Below are 20,528 nucleotides of genomic sequence, written 5' to 3'. Positions count from 1 at the left end.
ACAATCGCAGTAAGCTGGCTCGGCACCCTACCCCTTTATCCTCTCCCCAAGAAAACGGGGAGAGGGACAGATCAAAATTATCGATAATCTCCGCAGCCTACTTCTTCTTCGCCAGCAACTCCTTGGCTGCCTTGACCCCGAGAGCGGCCGGCCGCTCGCAGGTCGTCTGCATGGCGACGAATTTTCCCGTCTCGCCGGAACGCAGGATACCGGTCATGACATCGACGGCATGCAGCGCCAGTTCCATCGAACAGCGGTGCGGCCGCCCCTCGACGATCGCCAGCGCCATGTCGGCGAGGCCAGATGTGCGATAATTGGCCATCATGCCCTGGCCGTGCATTTCATTGGGAACGCCAAGCGGGTGCTTCCATTTCGGCAGCTTCTTGACCGGTTTGCCCTCCTCGGTGAAGCGCACGTCGCCGCCGAAGAAGTTCGGATCCGGCACGAACACCGTGCCCGTCTCGCCATAGAGCTCCATCGGCGCGTGGCCATGAGCCCAGACGTCCCAGCTGGTGTTGAGCGTCACCACGGCGCCGTTCTCGAATTCCAGAACGGCATGAATGGTGGTCGGCGTGTTGACCGGGATTTTTTCGCCCGCGCGCGGTTTCGATGAAATCGTCCGCTCCTTGGCAGGCGTCGTCGCGAAGGCCGCCACCTGCTTCACCGGCCCGATCAGCTGGATCAGATTGGTGATGTAGTACGGCCCGATATCGAGCACCGGTCCGGCCCCCGGCTGGAAGAAGAAATCCGGATTGGGGTGCCAGTGTTCCATGCCGTGGCCCATGACATGGCAGGTACCGCTGGTGATCTTGCCGAGTTTCCCCTCATCGATCAGCTCACGCACCAGCTGGTGCGCGCCACCGAGGAAAGTGTCGGGCGCCGAGCCGATGCGCAGTCCCTTCTTCTCGGCGCGCGCCTTGAGGTCCTGGCCCTCCTTGAGCGAGAGCACGAACGGCTTTTCCGAATAGACGTGCTTGCCGGCGTCGAGCACCTGTTTCGACACCTCGTAATGCACCGCCGGGATCGTCAGGTTGACGATGATGTCGATGTCGTCGGCCTTGAGCAGGTCCTCGACGGTCTCGGCGCGCAGCTTGAATTCCTTCGCCCGCGCCCTGGCCGCGTCCATGTTGATGTCGGCGCAGGCGCGCATCTCGATGCCGCGAAACAGCGGGGCCAGCGTGAAATACGCCTTCGAGATGTTGCCGCAGCCGATAACGCCAATACCCAGTTTCTTTGCCATGGTGATCGGTCCTAGTAATTCTTGACGGTTGCGATCGAACGTCGGGCGAAACGCTCGATGTCGTTGGGATTGTCCTGTTCCATGACAAAGTATTCTGCCGCGCTCCTGGCCCGCAGCAGCTTGATCAGACCGGCCCAGTCGATGGTGCCGTGGCCGACATCCGACCAGCCGTCCTCATCCAGCCCTTCGCCCGGCCTGGCGATGTCCTTCACATGCACGGCGACGATGCGCTTGCCATGCTTTTCGATCCAGGGCAGTGGATCGGCGCCGCCGCGCACCACCCATGCGAGGTCCATCTCCCAGCCGATGCCGGGGGCGGAAGACAGGATGTGATCCTGCGGCACCGAGCCGTCGGGAAGTGCCTTGAACTCGAAATCATGGTTGTGCCAGGCAAATCCATGACCGGCCTTCGAGGCCGCCTCGCCAACCTTGGCCAGGCGCTCGCCGAAGCCGCGCCAGCCGGCGGCATCCGACGGCCTATCCTCCGCCACCAGATAGGGGCAGATCAAAAGCTTGATGCCGAGCGCCTCGGCGATCCTGCGCACGCCGTCGAAATCCTTCTCCAGCGCATCGATGGAGAAATGCCCGGTCGGCATGGAAAGGCCGTTCTTGTCGAGTTCGGCGCGGAAGGTCTTGGGATTTTCATAGACGCCGCCGAAGCCTTCGACTTGCGTGTAGCCGAGCTTGCCGAGTGTGGCGAGCACGCCCTCCCAGGGTTGGAAATTGCGGGCGCTGTAAAGTTGGAATGACCAGTTCATCGTCTCTGTCCGTTTGCTTGTGGAGTGTCTTTGGAAGGATGGTTCTGGAAGCTACATGCGGTTGCCGGATGGGGTGTCGAACAGCGAGGCGCGGGCCGGGTCGAAGCCGATCCGGACCGGATCGCCGGTGCGCAGCGTCTTTTCCGCCTCGACGCGGAAGGAAAAATTACGGCCGCCGAGCTTTGTCCACACCAGTGTATCGGAGCCCATCGGCTCGACGATCTCAACCGCTGACTCGGCCGTGAATGGCATTGCCTTGGCCGCATCTCCAAAGGCGATGTGCTCAGGCCTGATGCCGAACACGCAGGGCTTGCCGGCGCTGCCGCCATCCTTGTCGAACTCATATCGGTCGAGCCGTATCGAAACGCCATCGGCGGCGAACGCAGGGCTATCGCCCGCTTCCAGTCGACCCTCGATGAAATTCATCGCCGGTGAACCCAGGAACCCGGCGACAAACCGGTTGACCGGCCGGTTGTAGATGGTTTGCGGCGCATCCAGTTGCTGGATGACGCCGCCCTTCATCACCGCGATGCGATCGGCAAGCGTCATCGCCTCGATCTGGTCGTGGGTGACGTAGATCATGGTGTTCTGCAATTTGCGGTGCAAGAGCTTGATCTCGACGCGCAGTTCCGAGCGCAGCTTGGCATCGAGGTTGGACAGCGGCTCGTCGAACAGGAAGACGTCGACATCGCGCACCAGTGCCCGCCCGATCGCAACGCGCTGGCGCTGGCCGCCGGAAAGCGCGGAGGGCTTGCGTTGCAGCAGCGGCTCGATCTGCAGGATCTCCGCGGCACGCGTGATGCGCCTGGCGATCTCGTCCCTGGGCACGCCGGCGACACGCAGGCCGAAGGACAGGTTCTTCTCCACCGTCATTTGCGGATAGAGCGCATAGGACTGGAACACCATGCCGATGCCGCGATCCTTGGGCTCTTCCCAGGTAACGTTCTTGCCCTTGATGAAGACGCGGCCCTTCGAAATGTCGAGCAGCCCGGCAATGCAGTTGAGCAAGGTCGACTTACCGCAGCCGGAGGGGCCCAAAAGCACGATGAACTCGCCCTCGGCGATATCGAGATTGAGTGTCTGCAGAACCGACACCGCGCCATAGTTCAGCGACAGGTCCTGGATCGATACGCTGGGGTTTGCGATTTCGGCCATCCTCATCCTTTCACCGCGCCGGCAGCGATGCCACGCACGAAAAGCCTGCCGGAAATGAAGTAGATGACGAGCGGGACCAGCCCGGTCAGGATGGTGGCCGCCATGTTGACGTTGTATTCTTTCACGCCCTGCACCGAATTGACGATGTTGTTGAGCTGCACCGTCATCGGATAGGTGTCGGGGCGCGTGTAGACGACGCCGAACAGGAAGTCGTTCCAGATGCCTGTCACCTGCAGGATGACGGCGACGACAAAGATCGGCAGCGACATCGGCAGCATGATGCGCAGGTAGATGCCCCAGAAACCGGCGCCGTCGACACGCGCCGCCCGGAACAATTCCTCCGGCATGGAGGTGAAATAGTTGCGGAACAGAAGCGTCAGGATCGGCATGCCGAAAATCGAGTGGACGACCACCAGTCCGCTGAGGCTGCCATAGAGCCCGATCTCGCGCAGGATGATGACGATCGGATAGATCATCACCTGGTAGGGGATGAAGGCGCCGACGATCAGGATGATGAAGAAGGTGTCGGCGCCCTTGAAGCGCCAGTTGGCCAGGGCGTAGCCGTTTACGGACGCGATCGCGATCGACAGGATCACCGAGGGGACGGTGATGCGAACGGAGTTCCAGAAGCCGCGCGAAAGCCCGTCGCAATTGAGGCCGGTGCATGCCGTCGACCACGCCTTGACCCACGGCTCGAAAGTGATCTCGAGCGGCGGCGAAAAGATGTTGCCGAGGCGGATTTCCGGCATGCCCTTGAGCGAGGTAACGACCATCACATAGAGCGGCAAGAGGTAGTAGAGCGCCACGACAATGAGCGTGCCATAGAGAAAGATGTTGCGGCGAGAGAACATGTGGCGCGGCTTCGACCCGCTCGGCCCCGAGGCGTCGGCACGAATGGCGCCGGACGGCGCGGACAGGGAAACGACATGGTCAGACACGTTTCCTGCCTCCGAATTCGAGATAGGCCCACGGGACGATGACGATCATCACCGAGAGCAGCATCATGGTCGAGGCGGCAAAGCCCTGGCCGAGATTCTGGGCGAAGAACATGTAGTCGTAGACATATTTTGCCGGCACTTCGGAGGCGATGCCCGGCCCGCCACTGGTCTGGGCGACGACGAGGTCGTAGACCTTGACGATGCCCGACGCGATGATGACCAGCGTGGTGATGAAGACCGGCCGCATCATCGGGATGATGATGAACAGATAGGTCTTCCACATCGGTATCCCGTCCACCCGGGCGGCCTTCCAGATATCCTCGTCTATGCCGCGCAGGCCGGCCAGCATCAGGCACATGATGAGCCCGGTGCCTTGCCAGAGTGCCGCGATCGATATGCCGTAGATGACGATGCTGGAATTGTAGAGCGGATCGAAATTGAAGCTCGTCCAGCCGAGGCTTCGTATCACGCCCTGGATTCCGAAATCCGGATTGAGCAGCCATTGCCAGACAAGGCCGGTCACGATGAAGGACAACGCGAAGGGATAGAGGAAGATGGTGCGAAACGTGTCCTCGAAGCGGATCTTCTGGTCGAGCAGCGCCGCCAGAATGAAACCGATCACCAGCGAGAACACCAGCGAGATCACGCCGTAGATCAGAAGATTCTCGATCGAAATCAGCCAGCGCGGCGTCGCCCACAACCGGTAATACTGGTCAAGGCCGACGAAGTTCAGCCGCGGCAGCAACTTCGAATTGGTGAAGGAATAGAGCACCGTCCACGCCGTGCCGCCGACGAACACCACCAGCGCGGTGAGGATCATCGGGATCGAAGCGATCTTCGCATTGAGGTTGCGAAAAAGCTGGTTCGGGCGTTCGCTCTTGCTCATCTCGCCAGCCGCGTTGAAGGGGGTAAGGTGGTCACTCCCGGTCCTGCGCCTGCAAGACCGGGAGTTGGGAGGATCCGGGCGGTCAGTCAGCCGTGGCGATGATGTCGGCGAAGCGCTTCTGCGCCTCTTCCACGGTCATCTCCGGCTTGGCGAAGAACTCCGAGAATAGGTCCTCCTTCTGCTTCTGGCTGTCCTGCGAAAGCAGCTGGTCGGTCCAGGGGATGACGGCGCCCTTGGCCAGGATGGCGAGGCCTTTCTTCATGCAATCGTTGGCCGCGTTGAGGTCGACGTCGCCACGCACCGGCAGCGAGCCTTTCTTGAGATTGAAGGCGACCTGGGTCTTGGGATCGAGCAAGGTCTCGGCCAGCACTTCCTGCGCCTTGGCCTTGTCGCCATCCTTGAGCAACGGGAAGTAGAAGGCATCGCCACCCGTGGCGATGACCTCGTTAAGGCCAAGGCCGGGAAGGCAGGTATAGTCCTTGCCGGCGGTCTTGCCAGCGACCTGGAACTCGCCTTGCGCCCAATCGCCCATGATCTGGCCGCCGGCCTTGCCGGTGATGACCATGTTGGTGGCCTGGTTCCAGTCCTGCACATTGGTGTTCTTGGCCATCTTGCGCGCATCGTCGGCCGCTTTGAACACCTTGGCGACTTCCGGACCGGCCGCGAACTTGGCGTCCTTGTCCTTGTAGACCTTGAGGAAGGTGTCGGTGCCGCCGACCGCGGCAAGCAGCACGTCGAAGGCGCCGGACGACTGCCAGGCCTGCCCGCCCACCGCCAGCGGGACAATGCCTGCCTTCTCCAGCGCCGGCGCGGCCGCCACATACTCATTCCAGTCCTTCGGCACCGGCACGCCGGCCTTCTCGAACGCGGCATTGGACAGCCACAGCCACTGCCAGGAATGGATGTTGACCGGCACGCAGTAGATCTTGCCGTCGATGGTGCAGCTGTCGAGCAGGCTCTTCGGCCGCACGACCTCGGTCCATTTGCCCTTGGTGGCGACATCGGTCAGGTCGCGCATCAGGCCGGCCTGCACCAGTTCCTCCGCTTGCCGTCCGTGATTGAACTGGGTGGCGCCCATCGGGTCGCCGCCGGTGATGCGGCTGATCATGATCGGCCGCGCGGTGCCGCCGGACCCGGCAATCGCGCCGTCGACCCAGTGATTGCCCGTGGCATCGAAAGCCTTGGCGAGTTCGGCGACCGCCGCCGCCTCGCCACCGGAAGTCCACCAATGAGTGACTTCCAGGTCCGTCGCCGCCGCCGGGCCGGCGAACTGTAGCGCGGCCGTTGCCGCCAGCGCGGCGGTCAGAAATTTGTATCGCATTTCGGTTCCTCCCAGAATCTGAAACGTTACAGATTTTCGATACGGCAATTGCGCGGATGGCGCAACCCCGGGCGTAAAGCCGTCAGGTATTTTTCCAGGTCGCGAATAAAATACCTCGATCGACCGCCTCATTGTGCGTCGCAATATGAGCAATCGCAGCGCAAAACAGGCAATGAGGTCATGAAAATCGCAAGGAGCATGCCAAAATGGCGTTTGACCTTGGATTCTCAAAGGAATTTCACGGGGCGTAAATTCGTCATCGGCGCAACGAGATTGGCAATCTGTAACGTTTCAGTATATTGACGCATTGCCGGGCTTGAAAATCGTGCTTCGCGGCAATCGCGAAGATTGCCGGGCCGCCCGGCGACTGCTATGCGCCTGACGGGCGGGACGAATGGACAGACAACGTACGGACAGGAACGAGGAAGCGTCGGCGCAGGAACGGCCGACGTTGAAGACGCTCGCCTTCATGACCGGGCTTGGCGTCACCACCGTGTCTCGTGCGCTGAAGGACGCGCCGGAGATCGGCGCCGAGACCAGGCGGCGTGTCCAGCTCGTCGCCAAGCAGATCGGCTACCGCCCGAATCGCGCCGGCGTCAGGCTCAGAACCGGCAAGACCAATGTGATCAGTCTTGTGCTGAACACCGAGCACGAGCTCATGAGCTTCGTCTCGGATATCATCTATGGCGTGACCGAGGTCATCGCCGACACGCCCTACCACCTGATCGTCACGCCATACTCGCGCTCGCAGGATCCGCTGGATCCGGTGCGCTATCTGGTCGAGACCGGCTCAGCCGACGGCGTCATCATCTCCCGCACGCAGCCGAACGATCCCCGGGCCCGCTACATGCTGGAGCGCGGCATTCCCTTTGCCACGCATGGCCGCACCGACATGGGGCTGGTGCATCCCTATCATGATTTCGACAACTACGCCTTTGCGAACGAGGCTGTGCGCTATCTCGCCGGCAAGGGCCGCAGCCGCCTTGCCCTTGTCACGCCGCCCGTTGGCCTCACCTATTACGGCCATACGGTGAACGGCTTCGTCGATGCTCTGAGTGAAGTCGGCGCCAGCGAGGTGCCGTTCAACACCGTTTCCATCGATCAATCGATCGAGCAGATCAGGATGCGGACCGCGCAATTGATGCGGCGCAAGGACCGGCCGGACGGTTTTGTCAGCAGCGCCGCCGCCGCCACGCTCGCCATCGTGGCCGGCATCGAGGATGCCGGCCTCAAGCTCGGCCGCGACGTCGACGTGGTGTCGAAACAATCCTCGGAGTTGCTGCATCTGTTCCGGCGGGAACTGCTCGTCGTCAACGAGAGCTTCCGGCTGGCCGGCTCCGAGCTTGCCCGCGCCGTGCTCGGCTGGATCGGAGGCGCCGCGCCCGGCTCATTGCAGACGCTGAGCAAGCCAAGCGAGGTTCTGCCCTATCGCGGCTGACTTGGCCCGACCTGAGCATCAGCTCAGGCCAAACCGCCATTTGCGGGGCGGCCCTGTTTCAGCCAGCCGCGCCGCTGCCCCAGGGACCGTGGAAAGCCCCCTGCTCGCCGATGCGTTCGAAGCCGTGCGCGCCGAAGAAGTCGCGCTGCGCCTGGATCAGGTTCGAGGTGCCGCGGCCCTGGCGATAGCTGTCGAAATAGGCAAGCGCGGAAGACAGCGCCGGCACCGGCGCGCCGGCTTCGGAAGCCCTTGCCACGATACGTCGCAGCGACGGATGCGCCTCCTGCATCAAGCGGATGAAAGCCGGCGCCATCAAAAGGTTGGTTGAAGCGCCGCCGCTGCTGAAGGCCTCTGCCATCGTATCCAGCATCTGCGAGCGGATAATGCAGCCGGCGCGCCAGATCTTGGCGATGGTCGGCATCGGCAGGTTCCAGTTGAACTCCTTGGAGGCACCGCTCATCACGGCAAAACCCTGCGCATAGGCGGCGATCTTGCCGGCGAACAGCGCCAGTTCGAGGTCTTTCAGCAATGCATCCTTGTCGCCGGAAATCTTCGCCACGCCGATAGTCCCATAGGCTTTTTCCGCCGCCTGCCGCTCGTCCTTGATCGACGACAGAACACGCGCCGCCACCGCGGCCTCGATCGCGGTCGCCGGAATGCCGAGCTGCTGCGCCTCGATGACAGACCATTTGCCGGTGCCCTTCTGGCCCGCGCGATCGAGGATGATGTCGACCACCGGCTTGCCGGTCTTGGGATCGTCGGCCGCCAGTACCTTGGCGGTGATCTCGATCAGGTAGGAGTTGAGCCGGCCCTTGTTCCAGTTTTCAAAGACCGTGCCGATCTCCTTCGGCCCCATGCCGAGGCCGTCCCGCAGAATGCCGTAAATCTCGGCGATCATCTGCATGTCGGCATATTCGATGCCGTTGTGGATGGTCTTGACGAAATGCCCGGCACCGTCAGTGCCGAGCCAGGCGGCACAGGGCTCGTCCTTGAACTTGGCGGAGATGGCGGTCAGCACCTTCTCCACGCGCTTCCAACTATCTTCCGTGCCACCGACCATGATCGACGGGCCATGGCGCGCGCCCTCCTCGCCGCCGGACACGCCCATGCCGATGAAGGTCAGGCCCGAGCCGGACAGTTCGGAGAAGCGCCGCATCGTATCGCGGAAATTGGCATTGCCGGCGTCGATGACGATGTCGTTGCTGGACAGCACGCCGCGCAGGGCTTCGATCTGTTCGTCGACCGGCTTGCCGGCCAGCACCATGATGATGATCGGACGCGGCGGCCGGATCGCTGCGGCAAGTTCCTCCAGGCTGTAGCAGGGAACGACCATGTCCTTCAGCGCGCCGGCATTTTCGACGAAGGCGTCGGTGCGCGCCCTTGTGCGGTTGAAGACGGCGATCCGGTGCCCGTGCTCGGCGATGTTGAGCGCCAGGTTGGAGCCCATCGTGCCAAGGCCGATCAGGCCGATTTCGGCTTTTTCCATCGTTTCTTCCCTGCTTTCGGATCTTGTTGGTTGGAGCCCGCGATTTGGTGGGATGTCCACTCTTTCCGAGATGCCCACTCTTCCCAAGATGATTGACGGGCCTTTCGGGCCGCGTCAACCGCCTCGCCGATTTGTGTTGCAAGCAGGACACTGACCGCGTCGCAAGCGGCCATATAGACCATCACGGCCTGATGTCCACCGGGGCCTCGATCTTCACGATCTCGAAGTCCGAGACCAGGATGTCGAGGCGCACCGTCCAGCGCCCGGGAACCGGTATGACGAGGTTGTCGACACGCCAGCTGCCGTCTCCGGGCTTGGTCGCCGCGCGCTTCAGCGATTCGATGCCGGAATCGGGCTTCGACAGCACCAGCGTCACTTCCTTGGCGTCGAGCGGCCCGAAATCACCGGTCATGATGATCATCGAGGCGGCGACAGGCCCGGCATGGCCCGGCGTGATGCTGAGATCGGCCATCGCCTGCAGGGCATGGATATGGACCGAAACCGGCTGCGCCGCCGCGATCGCCAGGGCCCGTGGCGGCGGCGTGAAGCGCCAGCCCGCGGCAACGCCGAAGATCGCCAGCACGATCAGCGTTTCGACGCCGATCGAGCGGGTGAGCCTGCGCTGCACCTCCGTGGATCCTGCCTCGGCCGAGGCGGTGAGTTTCCAGCGATTGACGGCCGCCAGCGTGAACAGGAAGACCAGCAGCGCCAGCTTGACCAGCAGCAGCCGGCCATAGGCAGTGCCAATCAAGGCCAAGGGCGTCTGCACCTGGATGACGGCAAGCACGACACCGGCCGCGGCAAGCACGGCCACGACAGGCAGGATCGCCGAGGAGAAGCGGCGCAGGAAAGCGTCGGCCGTTTGCCGCTTCAGCGCGAGACCGAGCGGCACCAGGGCGCCGGCCCAGAAGGCGATGCCGGCGCCATGCACAAACACCATGGGCCGCGTCAGCCATTGCGGCTCGGCCGCGCTGGCGTGGCCGCTGGCGGCAAGCGCAACGCCGACGCCGGCAAGGCCGGCAAGGCCAAACGGCTTGGCGGCAACACGCGGTCCGGCCAGCGACAGCAGACCGAGTCCCAGCGCGATCAGGGCGACCAGCACCGTCCAGCCGAAGCTGGTGCCGAGCCCGGTCCGCCAGATCACCGGCTGTGCCAGATGGGAAAGCGGCGCTCCTAGCGCATCGAGCCCCTGAAAGCCGAGCGACAAGGGTGCCGCCATCAGCCCGCACAGGATCGCGGCCGCAACAAAGCGTTGACCGGCGCGTCCCTCGCCAGCCAGCCAGGCAAGGGCGAACGCGCCACCGACGCCGAAGAAGAGGCCGGTGTAGAGAAAGACCTTGCCGATCCAGATCGCCGACCGCAGCGGCCAGTCGACGGCTTCGGACGCGGCCGGCGGCTCGCTTGGCGCGCCAATGGAAAACAGCAGCGAACCGCCGACCGGATGACCATCGGCGGAGATGACGCGCCAGCTCAGCACATGCGTGCCGGTTTTGAGCGCTTGCGGATTGTCGATCTCGACCGTCTGATCGCTGAGCCGGAAGGATGTCAGCGGGACAGGCGTGCCGTCGGGCTTTACCAGGGTCAGTACCAGGGGCGAAACCGGCTCGCTGAAGGTTAGCGAGAATTGCTTCGGAGTCTGCGCCAGGACCGCCCCGTCGGACGGGTCGGTCTTGATCAGCGCCGCATGGGCAAAGGCCTGACTGGTCGAGGTGATGACGATGAGCGCCATGAGCAGGGCCAGCAGCCCGCCGGCAATCCAGCCGACGAACTTGCTGGTGGTATCGACCATTCGAGAGGATGTTGCGGTCATGCCATGCCACGGGGATGCGGCGCGCTCCGGCAAGCAGAGCGCGCCAGGGAGAAAAACTATTTCTTTGGCGTGAGCTTGATGCCGGGCGCCGGGTTCTCCAGCGCATCTTCATCCTGCCCTGCCGCCGGGATCTCGATCCAGCGGTCAGCGGCGCCGTCGCATTCCTGCACCACGGGGAAATAGAGCTTCTGGCCAACGGGCAGATCCGCCGTCAGCGTCGCGCGGAAGACGAACTCGTCGTAGAATTCATCCGGCAGATTGCCGCCGCTCCAGTCGACTTCCTTGACGCCGTCGCTCACCGCCTGACCATAGAGCTGGTAGGATTTTTCATATTTGCCCTTCTTGGTCTGCAGCGTCCAGCCCGCCTTCGGCATCGGCTTCACCGCGATCACCCCTTCCGGAATCTGCACGCGCACGGCGGTCGTCGCCTTGCCGTCGCAGCCATGCGGCACGCGCAACACTGCCTTGTAGGTCGAGCCGACGGGCGCCTCCTGGGTTTCGAGCGTGATGTGCGCGAAGGCGGCATTTGTCCCCAACACCAGAAGCGCTGCGGCCGACAAAAAATACTTGTTCATGATGGTCCCTCAGATTTCAAAATTTGCAGATTGGCGCGATCAATTGGCGTGGTCGTCCATGCCGCCCATCTCACCCATGCCTTCGACGGCGAACTCGATATTGACTGTACCGGCCTTCTCGAAGGTCAGCGTGACGGCGAATTTTTCGCCTTGCTTGGGTTGCCGCTTCAGGCCGATGAACATCAAATGATAGCCGCCCGGCGCCAGCGCCACCTTGCCGCCCGCGGGGACCTCCAAGCCGCCGGAAACCGGGCGCATGGTCATGACGCCGTCCTTAACGCCCATCTCGTGCAGTTCGGCCTTTTCGGAAACGTCGGAGGAAATCGACAGCAGCCGGTCCGGCGTGCTGCCATTGTTGATGATGGTGAAATAGCCGCCGGCCACCTTGGCGCCCGCCGGCGTGGCGCGCGACCAAGGGTGCTCGATCTCGAGATCGCCGACCTTGAACTCATGCGCCAAGACTGACTGGGCGCCGACGAGCATGAGCGCAAACGCCAGCGCGACAGCGCCGAGACGCTCGTTGACGTGGGACAGAATGCGGCTGAACGGAGTGCCCGCCGCTATGGGGGAAAAATCGGACATGGTTGCTCCATGAAGTGATGATCGCGCCGTTGCCGGTCGCGAGCTATTCGGTCTTTGGATGGGTGCGCCCGCGAAAGGTTCCGCCGGGCAAAAAGGCTCAAGCCGCCAGCGGCGGCGCTCGCGGGTTCGACGGCGAGCGTTCGCGCGCGAAATCGAGATGAATGCTCGCCGGAAAGACGAAGGCGACCGCTTCAAAAGAAAGGCTGCCCAGGGCCAGTCCGGCATCGGGCGGCGGCGCGAAGGCCGATGAAAACATGCCGCAGCCAAGTGTGCAGCAGGCCGGCAGATGCGACGGGTGCTGGTCACCGCCGGGAAGCTGGGTGGCGCCGTCGTGGGTACAGATGACGTTGCCGAAAGCGTCGAGTTGCGCGGCATTCGGGCCGGTGCCGAAGGCGAACGCGCCGAGCGTCGACTGGAGCAGCAGCAGGTAGGCCGCGACAAGCGCGACCGGCATGCTCCAGCGTCTCCCCCGGCGGTTCAAGCCATCTGCCTCTTCAAGCAATTCCTGGAAGGATACCTATCATGGGAGCGGCAGGGCGAAAATCACCAATTCGATGCTGCGGCAACGCGGCTCAGGACTTTTGCACGGGTCTGCTTTCCGGAATCGAGGTCAGCAATGTCTGGCGCGCCGACTTCAGGTGCTTGCGGCAGGCGGCGTCGACCTTGCCGAGATCGCGCGACTTGAGCGCCTCGATATAGGCAAGATGCTCACCGACCGCGACTTCATTGCGCTCGCGCTCCTGCGCCTTGTTCCACTGGTAGTGGTAATGGAAGATCATGGCGATGACGTCGTAGAAATCGACGATGAAGCGGTTGCGCGAGGCGCGGTGGATCAGCCGGTGGAAGCGCTCGTCCAGTTCCGAAAACTCGTTGAAGCGCGTGGCAATCTCGCGTGCCAGTTGGCGATGTTCGTCCTCCAGGCGGTCTAGATCGGCCCAGACCGGACTGTCCTGCGGCAAAGCCGCGAAGGCAGCCGCCGAGCGCAACTCGAACATTTCGCGGATTTCAGTCAGCTCCAGCGCGAAGGCCCGCGTAAAGCCCTTCAGCACCCAATGGCTGTTGCGGCGCTTCTCGATCAGGCCGAAGCGCGAGAAGCGGATCAGGAACTCGCGCACGCTGGTCGTGCCGACGCCGATCTCGCGCGCCAGTTCGAGCTCGTTGATCTGCATGCCGGCTTCGGCGCCGCCGGCGAGCAGCCGCCGCATGAACGATCGCTCGATGATCTCGGCCAGCGTGTCGGTCTCTTCCTCGGGAAAGAAATCGCCGGGGCCCGGGTCCCGCAGCACCGTCTTGGCGCGCTTGTTCCAGGCGATCAGCCCGGTTTCCTCCATGCGCGCCAGGATGCTTCGCACGGTGGTGCGGCTGACCCCGAGCAGCGCGCCCAGTTCCGGCTCCGACGGCAGGCTGCGCGTCTCGTCAATCAGCCTGAGGCACCTGTTGTAGGCGTCCTTGTAGACGTTATTGCTCTTCGACATCCCCTGACCCATTCATGCCAGCGCTTGCGGCGGCCGGCTTGAAGCGCAATATGACGTTCCCATGACCCTGAAAAGCAGGAATCGCTTTCGCGGGGTCCGGTCCATTGTCTGCGGCACCACCATTTGCCCTGGAGCACCCGGTACCGCCGCGAAAAAACAATTGACGCAAAACTGTTTTTTCACGATAAAAGACATTAACTCTTAACAGGCGCGTGTCAATCCGCGCATCCCAGGATCACCCAGGAAACCGCCCGTGAACGTGTCGAACACCATCCTTCTGTCACCCGCCGACAATGTCGCCGTTGCCAATGGCCGCATCGAGATCGGCACCGCCCTGCCGGGCGGCGCGCTTGCCACCGCCGTCATCGAGCCCGGCCACAAGGTCGCGATCAAGCCGATTGCCGCCGGTGAAGCCGTGGTGAAATATGCCCAGGCGATCGGCCGCGCCACGCAGGACATCGCGCCCGGCGAGCATGTCCATTCGCACAATCTGGTTTTCGAGGCCGGCCGTTTGCCGGTGGTGCCGCCGAGCGAGGCCGAGCACGCGACCGAGACCGATCGCGCTCGCACCTTCATGGGCTACCGCCGTGCCGACGGCCGCGCCGGCACGCGAAACTTCATCGGCATCATCGCCAGCGTGAATTGTTCGGCCACCGTCTGTCATTCCATCGCCGACACAGCCAACCGGACCTTGCTGCCGAAATATCCCGGCATTGACGGCTTTGTGCCCATCGTCCACGGCCAGGGCTGCGGCATGAGCGGCACCGGCGACGGCATGATGGTGCTGCACCGCACGCTCGCCGGCTATGCACGCCACCCGAATTTCGGCGGCGTGCTGATGGTCGGCCTCGGCTGCGAGGTCAACCAGCTCACCCTTTACGGCCAGAAGGGTGTGGCCGCCGGCAAACGCCATTTCAACATCCAGGACGCCGGCGGATCGCGCAAATCGGTGGAAAAGGCGATGGGCGTGCTGGCCGAGATCGCCGAGGAAGTCGGCCAGTTGAAGCGCGAGCCGATCCCGGTCAGCGAGATCGTCGTCGGCCTGCAATGCGGCGGCTCCGACGGCATGTCGGGCATCACGGCCAATCCGGCGCTGGGTGCCGCCGTGGACATACTGGCCGGCGTCGGGGGCATCGGCATCCTCTCCGAGACCACGGAAATCTACGGCGCCGAGCATCTGCTCGCCTATCGCGCGGCGACGCCAGAAATCGCCAAGAAGCTCGATGGCTATGTAAAGTGGTGGGAAGATCATGTCGCCAAGCATGGCGCCTCGATCGACAACAACCCTTCGCCCGGCAACAAGCGCGGCGGCCTCACCACCATCCTGGAAAAGTCGCTGGGCGCGGTCGCCAAGGGCGGCCAGACGCCGCTCAACGGCGTATTCGGCTATGCCGAAAAGGTCACCGGCAACGGACTGGTATTCATGGACACTCCCGGCTACGACCCGGTCTCGGCCACCGGCCAGGTCGCGGGCGGCGCCAATGTCATCGTCTTTACCACTGGTCGCGGTTCCTGCTTCGGCTGCCGGCCGACGCCTTCGATCAAGGTCGCCACCAACTCCACCATGTATCACCAGATGGAAGAGGACATGGACGTCAATTGCGGCGTCATCGCCTCGGGCGAAAAGACCATCGCCGGCATGGGCCGCGAGATCTTCGAACTGATCGTCGAGACGGCTTCGGGCCGCAAGACCAAGAGCGAGGATTTTGGCTATGGCGACAACGAGTTCGTGCCCTGGCATCTCGGCGCGACGCTCTGAATTCACCTGACATGTGGTAGACTGCCGGGCGGGACAGCGGCCGGCAACGGGGAGGGCTTGCATGGAAAAACGTCGCGTCGGCCAGACAGCGCTCGAAGTCACAGAGGTCAGCTTCGGCGGCGCCGCGATCGGTGGCCTCTACCGCACCTGTTCGCGCGAGGCGGCGATGGAGACGCTGCAAGGCGCCTGGGAGGCCGGCTTGCGCTATTTCGACACCGCGCCCTTCTATGGTTTCGGCCTGTCGGAGCGACGCTTCGGAGATTTCCTGCGCTACAAGCCGCGCGATTCCTACGTGCTGTCCACCAAGGTCGGACGCCTGCTCCACCCGGTGCCTGAAGATCAGGTTCCCGATCACTCCTATGTCGATCCACTGCCGTTCGCGCTCGACTACGACTATTCCTATGACGGCATCATGCGGTCGGTCGACTTCAGCTACGCGCGGCTTGGCCTGAACAAGATCGATATCCTGTATGTCCACGACATCGGCGTCTACACACATGGCGTCGAGAAGACCAAACTGCACTTTCGCCAACTGATGGACGGCGGGCTCAAGGCGCTCGAGGAATTGAAGCGGGCCGGCACGATTTCCGCCTATGGACTCGGCGTCAACGAAGTCCAGATCTGCCTTGACGTGATGCGCCGGGCGCCGCTCGACTGCATCCTGCTCGCGAGCCGCTATTCCCTGCTCGACCGCAGCGCGGAAGCGGAATTGCTGCCGCTGTGCCGGGCGCAGCGGACGTCGCTGGTGATCGGCGGTGTTTTCAACTCCGGCATATTGGCGACCGGACCGGTGCAAGGCGCGCATTTCGACTACGAGCCCGCCAGCCGCGATATGCTCGACCGTGTCGACGCCATGGAGAAGATCGCCGGCGAAGGCGGTTATCCGCTGGCGGCCGCCGCCTTCCAGTTCCCCCTGCACGAGCCGACGGTCGCCACCGTGCTTACGGGTACCGCCAAACTGGCAAACCTGACACGCAACCTCGGACTGCTCGACATCGACGTGCCGGAGGCGGAATACCAGAAATATCGTCCCTACACGGTGGTGCAGAAGCTGGGATGAAGGCGGCATCTTGCAGACGTGCCCTTGATGGCGGGCTCCAACTTCACAAATCCGCGACATCTCCGAGAGAATGGATATTCCATATTGACTAAACCATGGAATTAATATTCCATGGTTCTACAGAACGAAACGGGAGCTTCTGGCTGCATCTTGGGAGGAGCAGCGTGCGAATGTGTCTCCGCCGACGATGGCAAGCAGGCGCGAAACACCGCTTGCATCGTCCAGATCGATGCACTATCAAAACAGCGTAAATGTTTTTTATTGATAAAGTTCTGTTTGGGCCGCGCCTATCCGAACGGAGCTTTCCGTAACGTTCACCGGGCGACTTAGGGAGGAATCCTAATGAAATTCGTGACCAGCATTCTCAACCGCCGCGCCGTCATGGCGCTGGCAGCAGCTTCGATGCTCGCCGGCGTCATGCATTCGGCGCCGGTTTCGGCGGCGGACGTGACCATTCCGATCATCGTCAAGGACACCACGTCCTTCTACTGGCAGATCGTTCTGGCCGGCGCCCGCAAGGCCGGCAAGGATCTCGGCGTCAATGTGCCGGAACTCGGCGCCCAGGCTGAAACCGACGTCAACGGCCAGGTCTCGATCCTCGAGAACGCCGTCGCCAGCAACCCGGCCGCCATCGTGATTGCGCCCACCGAGTTCAAGGCGCTGGGCAAGCCGATCGACGAAGCCGCCGCCAAGGTCAAGGTTATCGGCATCGACTCCGGCGCCGACTCCAAGGCCTTCACTTCGTTCCTGACCACCGACAACGTGCAGGGCGGTCGCGTTGCCGCCGACGGCCTCGCGGCCGCGATCGGTGCCGCCAATGGCGGCAAGATCGAGGGCGATGTCGCCCTGATCACCAACGCTCCCGGCGCCGGCTCGCTCGAACAGCGCAAGCAGGGCTTCACCGAGCAGCTCAAGGCAAAGTATCCTGGCCTGAAGCTGGTCGCCGATAAATATGCCGATGGCCAGGCCACCACCGGCCTCAACATCGCCACCGACCTGATCACCGCCAACCCGAACCTCAAGGGCATTTTCGCCTCCAACCTGATCATGGCGCAGGGCGTCGGTCAGGCTGTCGCCGAGAACAACCTTGGCGGCAAGCTGGCGCTGGTCGGTTTCGACAGCGATGAGAAGCTGATTAAGTTCCTCAACGACGGCGTCATTTCCGCCCTCGTCGTCCAGGATCCGTACCGGATGGGCTATGACGGCATCAAGACCGCACTCGCAGCCTCCAAGGGCGAGAAGGTCGAAGCCAATGTCGACACCGGCGCCAATCTGGTGACCAAGGCCAACATGAAAGATCCCAAGATCGACGCGCTGCTCAACCCGAAGCTCTGAGCCGTCGTATCCACCATCGTTTCCGGGGCTTCGCGCCCCGGAAACATCCACTGCCGGCACAAACGGCTTGGCAACACGCAAGCTTAGGCTAGGCTGTTTTTCAGGGCGCATGTCCTTGCCTCGCCGCCTGCCAATCGTGAGGCCAATCTGGGAGGATTGTCATGATTTCGACGGCGCAGGACCTGCATCCCGCCCCCGCGCTGGAACCAGGGCGGACGATCCTCGAATTGCGCGGGCTGGAGAAGCGCTATCCCGGCACGCACGCGCTGAAGCCGGTCAATCTCGCTTTCAAGTCCGGTGAGATCCACGCCATCGTCGGCGAGAACGGCGCCGGCAAATCAACGCTCATCAAACTTCTGACCGGCGTCATGCCGCGCACCTCAGGCGATGTCTTCTGGGAAGGCAAACCGGCCGCGCTCGCCACCCCGCATGAGGCGATGGCGCTCGGCATCAACGCCGTGCATCAAGAGGTCGTGCTCTGCCGTCATTTGACGGTCGCCGCCAACATGTTCCTCGGCGAGGAGAATTCACGTTTCGGCATCCTGCAGCAGCGCGCCATGGTCAGGGAAGCGCAGAAGATCATCGACGATCTCGGCTTCGATCTGCCGGCGCATGTCGTGCTCGGCGACCTCACCATCGGCCAGCAGCAGCTGATCGCCGCCGCCCGCGCCACCGTGCGCGGCACGAAATTCCTGATCTTCGACGAGCCGACCGCTTACCTCACCCGCAAGGAGGCCGACCAGCTCTTCACCCTGATCCGCCGGCTGAAGGGCGAAGGCGTGACCATCATCTACATCAGCCATCGCATGGAGGAGGTGTTCGAGCTCGCCGATCGCGTCTCCGTGCTGCGCGACGGCACGCTGGTCGGCACCAGGAACATTGCCGAGACCAACGACGCGGAACTGGTCAAGATGATGATCAACCGCTCGATCGAGCAGGTCTATCATAAGGAGCATTTCACCCCCGGCGCTGCAATCGTCGAGACCAGGAACCTGTCGGGCAAAGGCTTCGAAAATGTCTCGATGACGGTCCGCGCCGGCGAGATCATCGGGCTCTATGGCCTGATCGGCGCCGGCCGCAGCGAGTTCGTCACCACGCTTTACGGCCGCCACCGCAAGTCGGCGGGCGAGATTCTGTGGGAAGGCAAGCCGGTTCAGGTCAACTCCGAGCATGACGCGATCAAGCTCGGCATGGCGCTGGCGCCGGAAAGCCGCCGCGACCAGGGTCTTTGCCTCAATCTGCCGGTCGGCCTCAATCTCAACCTGCCGATCTACAAGCGCATCTCCAGCAATTTTTTGATCTCCAACACAAAGGAGAAAGCCGAGGCCGACCGCCAGATCGCCGGCCTCCGGATCAAGACGCCGACACGCGGCGCGCTGGCGTCCAGCCTTTCCGGCGGCAACCAGCAGAAGATCGTCATCGGCAAATGGCTGGCGCATGGCGCCAAGCTGTTCATCTTCGACGAACCGACCGTCGGCGTCGATGTCGGCACCAAGGCCGAGATCTACCGCCTGTTCGGCGAGTTGCTGTCGAAGGGAGCGGGCATCATCCTGATCTCGTCCTATTTGCCGGAGGTCTACGAACTGGCCGACACGCTGCACGTGTTCCGGCGCGGCAAGCTGGTGGCCACGCATGGGTTCCACACCGCCAGTCACGAGGACATTCTCACGCAGGCGCTCGCTGAGAAACAAGAAAAACTGGGAGGACAGACATGAGCATCGAGGCGATCCCCGCCGAAAAACCGAAGCGCAACTACAACGTCCTGTTCGGACTGACGCTGCTGGCGCTGCTGGTGCTGCTCTGGATCGTCCTTTCGCTGGCGACGCCAAGCTTCGCTTCGGGCAACAACATCGCCAATCTTCTGCGCCAAGGCTCGATGATCGCCATCATGGCGGTCGGCCAGACCTTCGTCATCATCACCGGCGGCATCGATCTTTCGGTCGGCGCGGTAGTCGGCTTCGCCACCGTCGTCGTCGCGATGATGATCAATGCCGGCTTCCCGATCTGGCTCGCCATTCTGGTGACACTGCTGGTCGGTGTCGCCATCGGCATGTTTCACGGCTTCGGCATCGTCAAGATGGGCCTGCCGCCCTTCATCATCACGCTGGCGACGCTGACTTCGCTGCGCGGCATCGGCCTTTTGATGACCAACGGCAATTCGATCAACATCAACAGCGACACATTCACCGCCTTCTCGCGCAATTCCTTCATCGGCATCCCCAATCTGTTCTGGATGGTCATCCTGGTCGGGATCCCAGCCTACATCTTCCTTCATCACAGCCGCTGGGGCCGGTATCTCTTCTCGGTCGGCTCGAACGCCGAAGCCTCGCGCCTGTCCGGCGTCAACGTCCAGCGCACAATCTACATGGCCTACACGCTGTCGGGCCTGTGCGCGGCCTTCGTCGGCGTGCTGCTTGCCGCCCGCATAGGCATCGGCAACCCGACCCAGGCCGAGGGCTGGGAACTGCAGGCGATCGCTTCGTCGGTCATCGGCGGCACTTCGCTGTTCGGCGCCGTCGGTTCGGTGCACGGCCCGCTGCTCGGCGCCTTCATCCTCGCCACCATCAACAACGGCGCCAACCTGCTCAACGTCAACTCGTTCTGGCAGCGCATCATCACCGGCGCGCTGATCATCATCATCGTCTACTTCGACGGGCTGCGCCGCCGCGGCAAGTAGACCGACCCGCAATCGATCGCCGGCCCGACTTGA

At 62.9% G+C, this 20,528-nt stretch carries 18 protein-coding genes; 6 read left to right on the top strand and 12 right to left on the bottom strand.

The genetic code is table 11. From position 1 onward, the window contains the following. Positions 1-97: 97 nt before the first annotated feature. The 6 genes from EB231_RS09255 to EB231_RS09230 form a co-directional block, all read right to left on the bottom strand. Entirely contained in the window at positions 98-1,240 is a 1,143-nt protein-coding gene (locus EB231_RS09255; RefSeq protein ID WP_172348541.1) for a Gfo/Idh/MocA family protein, read from the bottom strand. A gap of 11 nt (positions 1,241-1,251) precedes the next feature. After that, positions 1,252-1,998: a sugar phosphate isomerase/epimerase family protein gene (locus EB231_RS09250; protein ID WP_172348540.1), complete on the bottom strand. Its 747-nt coding sequence runs from the start codon at positions 1,996-1,998 to the stop codon at positions 1,252-1,254. A 51-nt stretch (positions 1,999-2,049) separates the two neighbouring features. Continuing rightward, positions 2,050-3,153 (bottom strand): ABC transporter ATP-binding protein, encoded by a 1,104-nt coding sequence (locus EB231_RS09245; RefSeq protein WP_246740900.1) that lies wholly within the window; start codon positions 3,151-3,153, stop codon positions 2,050-2,052. A gap of 2 nt (positions 3,154-3,155) precedes the next feature. Continuing rightward, complete coding sequence (locus tag EB231_RS09240) at positions 3,156-4,091, bottom strand: carbohydrate ABC transporter permease (protein ID WP_172348539.1); 936 nt, start codon at positions 4,089-4,091, stop codon at positions 3,156-3,158. Continuing rightward, a complete protein-coding gene (locus tag EB231_RS09235) occupies positions 4,084-4,977 on the bottom strand; it encodes a carbohydrate ABC transporter permease (RefSeq protein ID WP_172348538.1) in 894 nt (297 codons plus the stop codon). The genes EB231_RS09240 and EB231_RS09235 overlap by 8 nt, the downstream gene beginning before the upstream one ends. An 82-nt stretch (positions 4,978-5,059) precedes the next feature. Then, positions 5,060-6,298 carry an ABC transporter substrate-binding protein gene (locus EB231_RS09230; RefSeq protein ID WP_172348537.1) on the bottom strand — a complete coding sequence of 413 codons (1,239 nt, stop codon included), beginning with the start codon at positions 6,296-6,298 and terminating at the stop codon, positions 5,060-5,062. A 394-nt stretch (positions 6,299-6,692) separates the two neighbouring features. Here EB231_RS09230 and EB231_RS09225 point away from each other — a divergent pair, with 394 nt between their 5' ends. Next, a complete protein-coding gene (locus EB231_RS09225; RefSeq protein WP_172348536.1) occupies positions 6,693-7,736 on the top strand; it encodes a LacI family transcriptional regulator in 1,044 nt (347 codons plus the stop codon). A 58-nt stretch (positions 7,737-7,794) separates the two neighbouring features. On the opposite strand, the gene gndA is transcribed toward EB231_RS09225, so the two are convergent. The 6 genes from gndA to EB231_RS09195 all read right to left on the bottom strand — a co-directional run bounded on the left by gndA (position 7,795) and on the right by EB231_RS09195 (position 13,664). Continuing rightward, entirely contained in the window at positions 7,795-9,222 is a 1,428-nt protein-coding gene (gene gndA, locus EB231_RS09220) for an NADP-dependent phosphogluconate dehydrogenase (RefSeq protein WP_172348535.1), read from the bottom strand. 181 nt (positions 9,223-9,403) lie between these two features. After that, positions 9,404-11,011: a copper resistance CopC/CopD family protein gene (locus EB231_RS09215; protein ID WP_445299314.1), complete on the bottom strand. Its 1,608-nt coding sequence runs from the start codon at positions 11,009-11,011 to the stop codon at positions 9,404-9,406. A gap of 77 nt (positions 11,012-11,088) precedes the next feature. Continuing rightward, the gene (locus EB231_RS09210; RefSeq protein WP_172348533.1) at positions 11,089-11,607 is read right to left on the bottom strand and encodes a YcnI family copper-binding membrane protein; all 519 of its coding nucleotides are present in this window, start codon (positions 11,605-11,607) and stop codon (positions 11,089-11,091) included. 39 nt (positions 11,608-11,646) lie between these two features. Further along, positions 11,647-12,189, bottom strand: coding sequence for a copper chaperone PCu(A)C (locus tag EB231_RS09205; protein WP_172348532.1), 543 nt, complete (start codon positions 12,187-12,189; stop codon positions 11,647-11,649). A 97-nt stretch (positions 12,190-12,286) separates the two neighbouring features. Further along, positions 12,287-12,643 (bottom strand): DUF2946 family protein, encoded by a 357-nt coding sequence (locus tag EB231_RS09200; protein WP_172348531.1) that lies wholly within the window; start codon positions 12,641-12,643, stop codon positions 12,287-12,289. A 118-nt stretch (positions 12,644-12,761) separates the two neighbouring features. Continuing rightward, positions 12,762-13,664, bottom strand: a complete 903-nt coding sequence (locus tag EB231_RS09195) for a GntR family transcriptional regulator (RefSeq protein WP_172348530.1) — start codon at positions 13,662-13,664, stop codon at positions 12,762-12,764. Between the two features lie 253 nt (positions 13,665-13,917). On the opposite strand from EB231_RS09195, the gene EB231_RS09190 reads away from it, so the two are divergent. The 5 genes from EB231_RS09190 (at position 13,918) to EB231_RS09170 (ending at position 20,495) form a co-directional block, all read left to right on the top strand. Then, positions 13,918-15,423: a UxaA family hydrolase gene (locus EB231_RS09190; protein WP_172348529.1), complete on the top strand. Its 1,506-nt coding sequence runs from the start codon at positions 13,918-13,920 to the stop codon at positions 15,421-15,423. A 61-nt stretch (positions 15,424-15,484) separates the two neighbouring features. Then, the gene (locus tag EB231_RS09185; RefSeq protein WP_172348528.1) at positions 15,485-16,483 is read left to right on the top strand and encodes an aldo/keto reductase; all 999 of its coding nucleotides are present in this window, start codon (positions 15,485-15,487) and stop codon (positions 16,481-16,483) included. Positions 16,484-16,825: 342 nt separating this feature from the next. Next, on the top strand, positions 16,826-17,818 hold the full coding sequence (locus tag EB231_RS09180) for an ABC transporter substrate-binding protein (protein WP_172348527.1): 993 nt from the start codon (positions 16,826-16,828) through the stop codon (positions 17,816-17,818). A 161-nt stretch (positions 17,819-17,979) separates the two neighbouring features. Continuing rightward, positions 17,980-19,533, top strand: a complete 1,554-nt coding sequence (locus tag EB231_RS09175; protein ID WP_172348526.1) for a sugar ABC transporter ATP-binding protein — start codon at positions 17,980-17,982, stop codon at positions 19,531-19,533. Continuing rightward, positions 19,530-20,495: an ABC transporter permease gene (locus EB231_RS09170; RefSeq protein WP_172348525.1), complete on the top strand. Its 966-nt coding sequence runs from the start codon at positions 19,530-19,532 to the stop codon at positions 20,493-20,495. The genes EB231_RS09175 and EB231_RS09170 overlap by 4 nt, the downstream gene beginning before the upstream one ends. The last annotated feature ends 33 nt before the right edge of the window (positions 20,496-20,528 follow it).

Origin of the sequence: Mesorhizobium sp. NZP2298 (genome assembly GCF_013170825.1) — a bacterium.
Taxonomy (GTDB): Bacteria; Pseudomonadota; Alphaproteobacteria; order Rhizobiales; family Rhizobiaceae; genus Mesorhizobium.
This window is presented reverse-complemented; position numbering and strand designations above follow the sequence as displayed.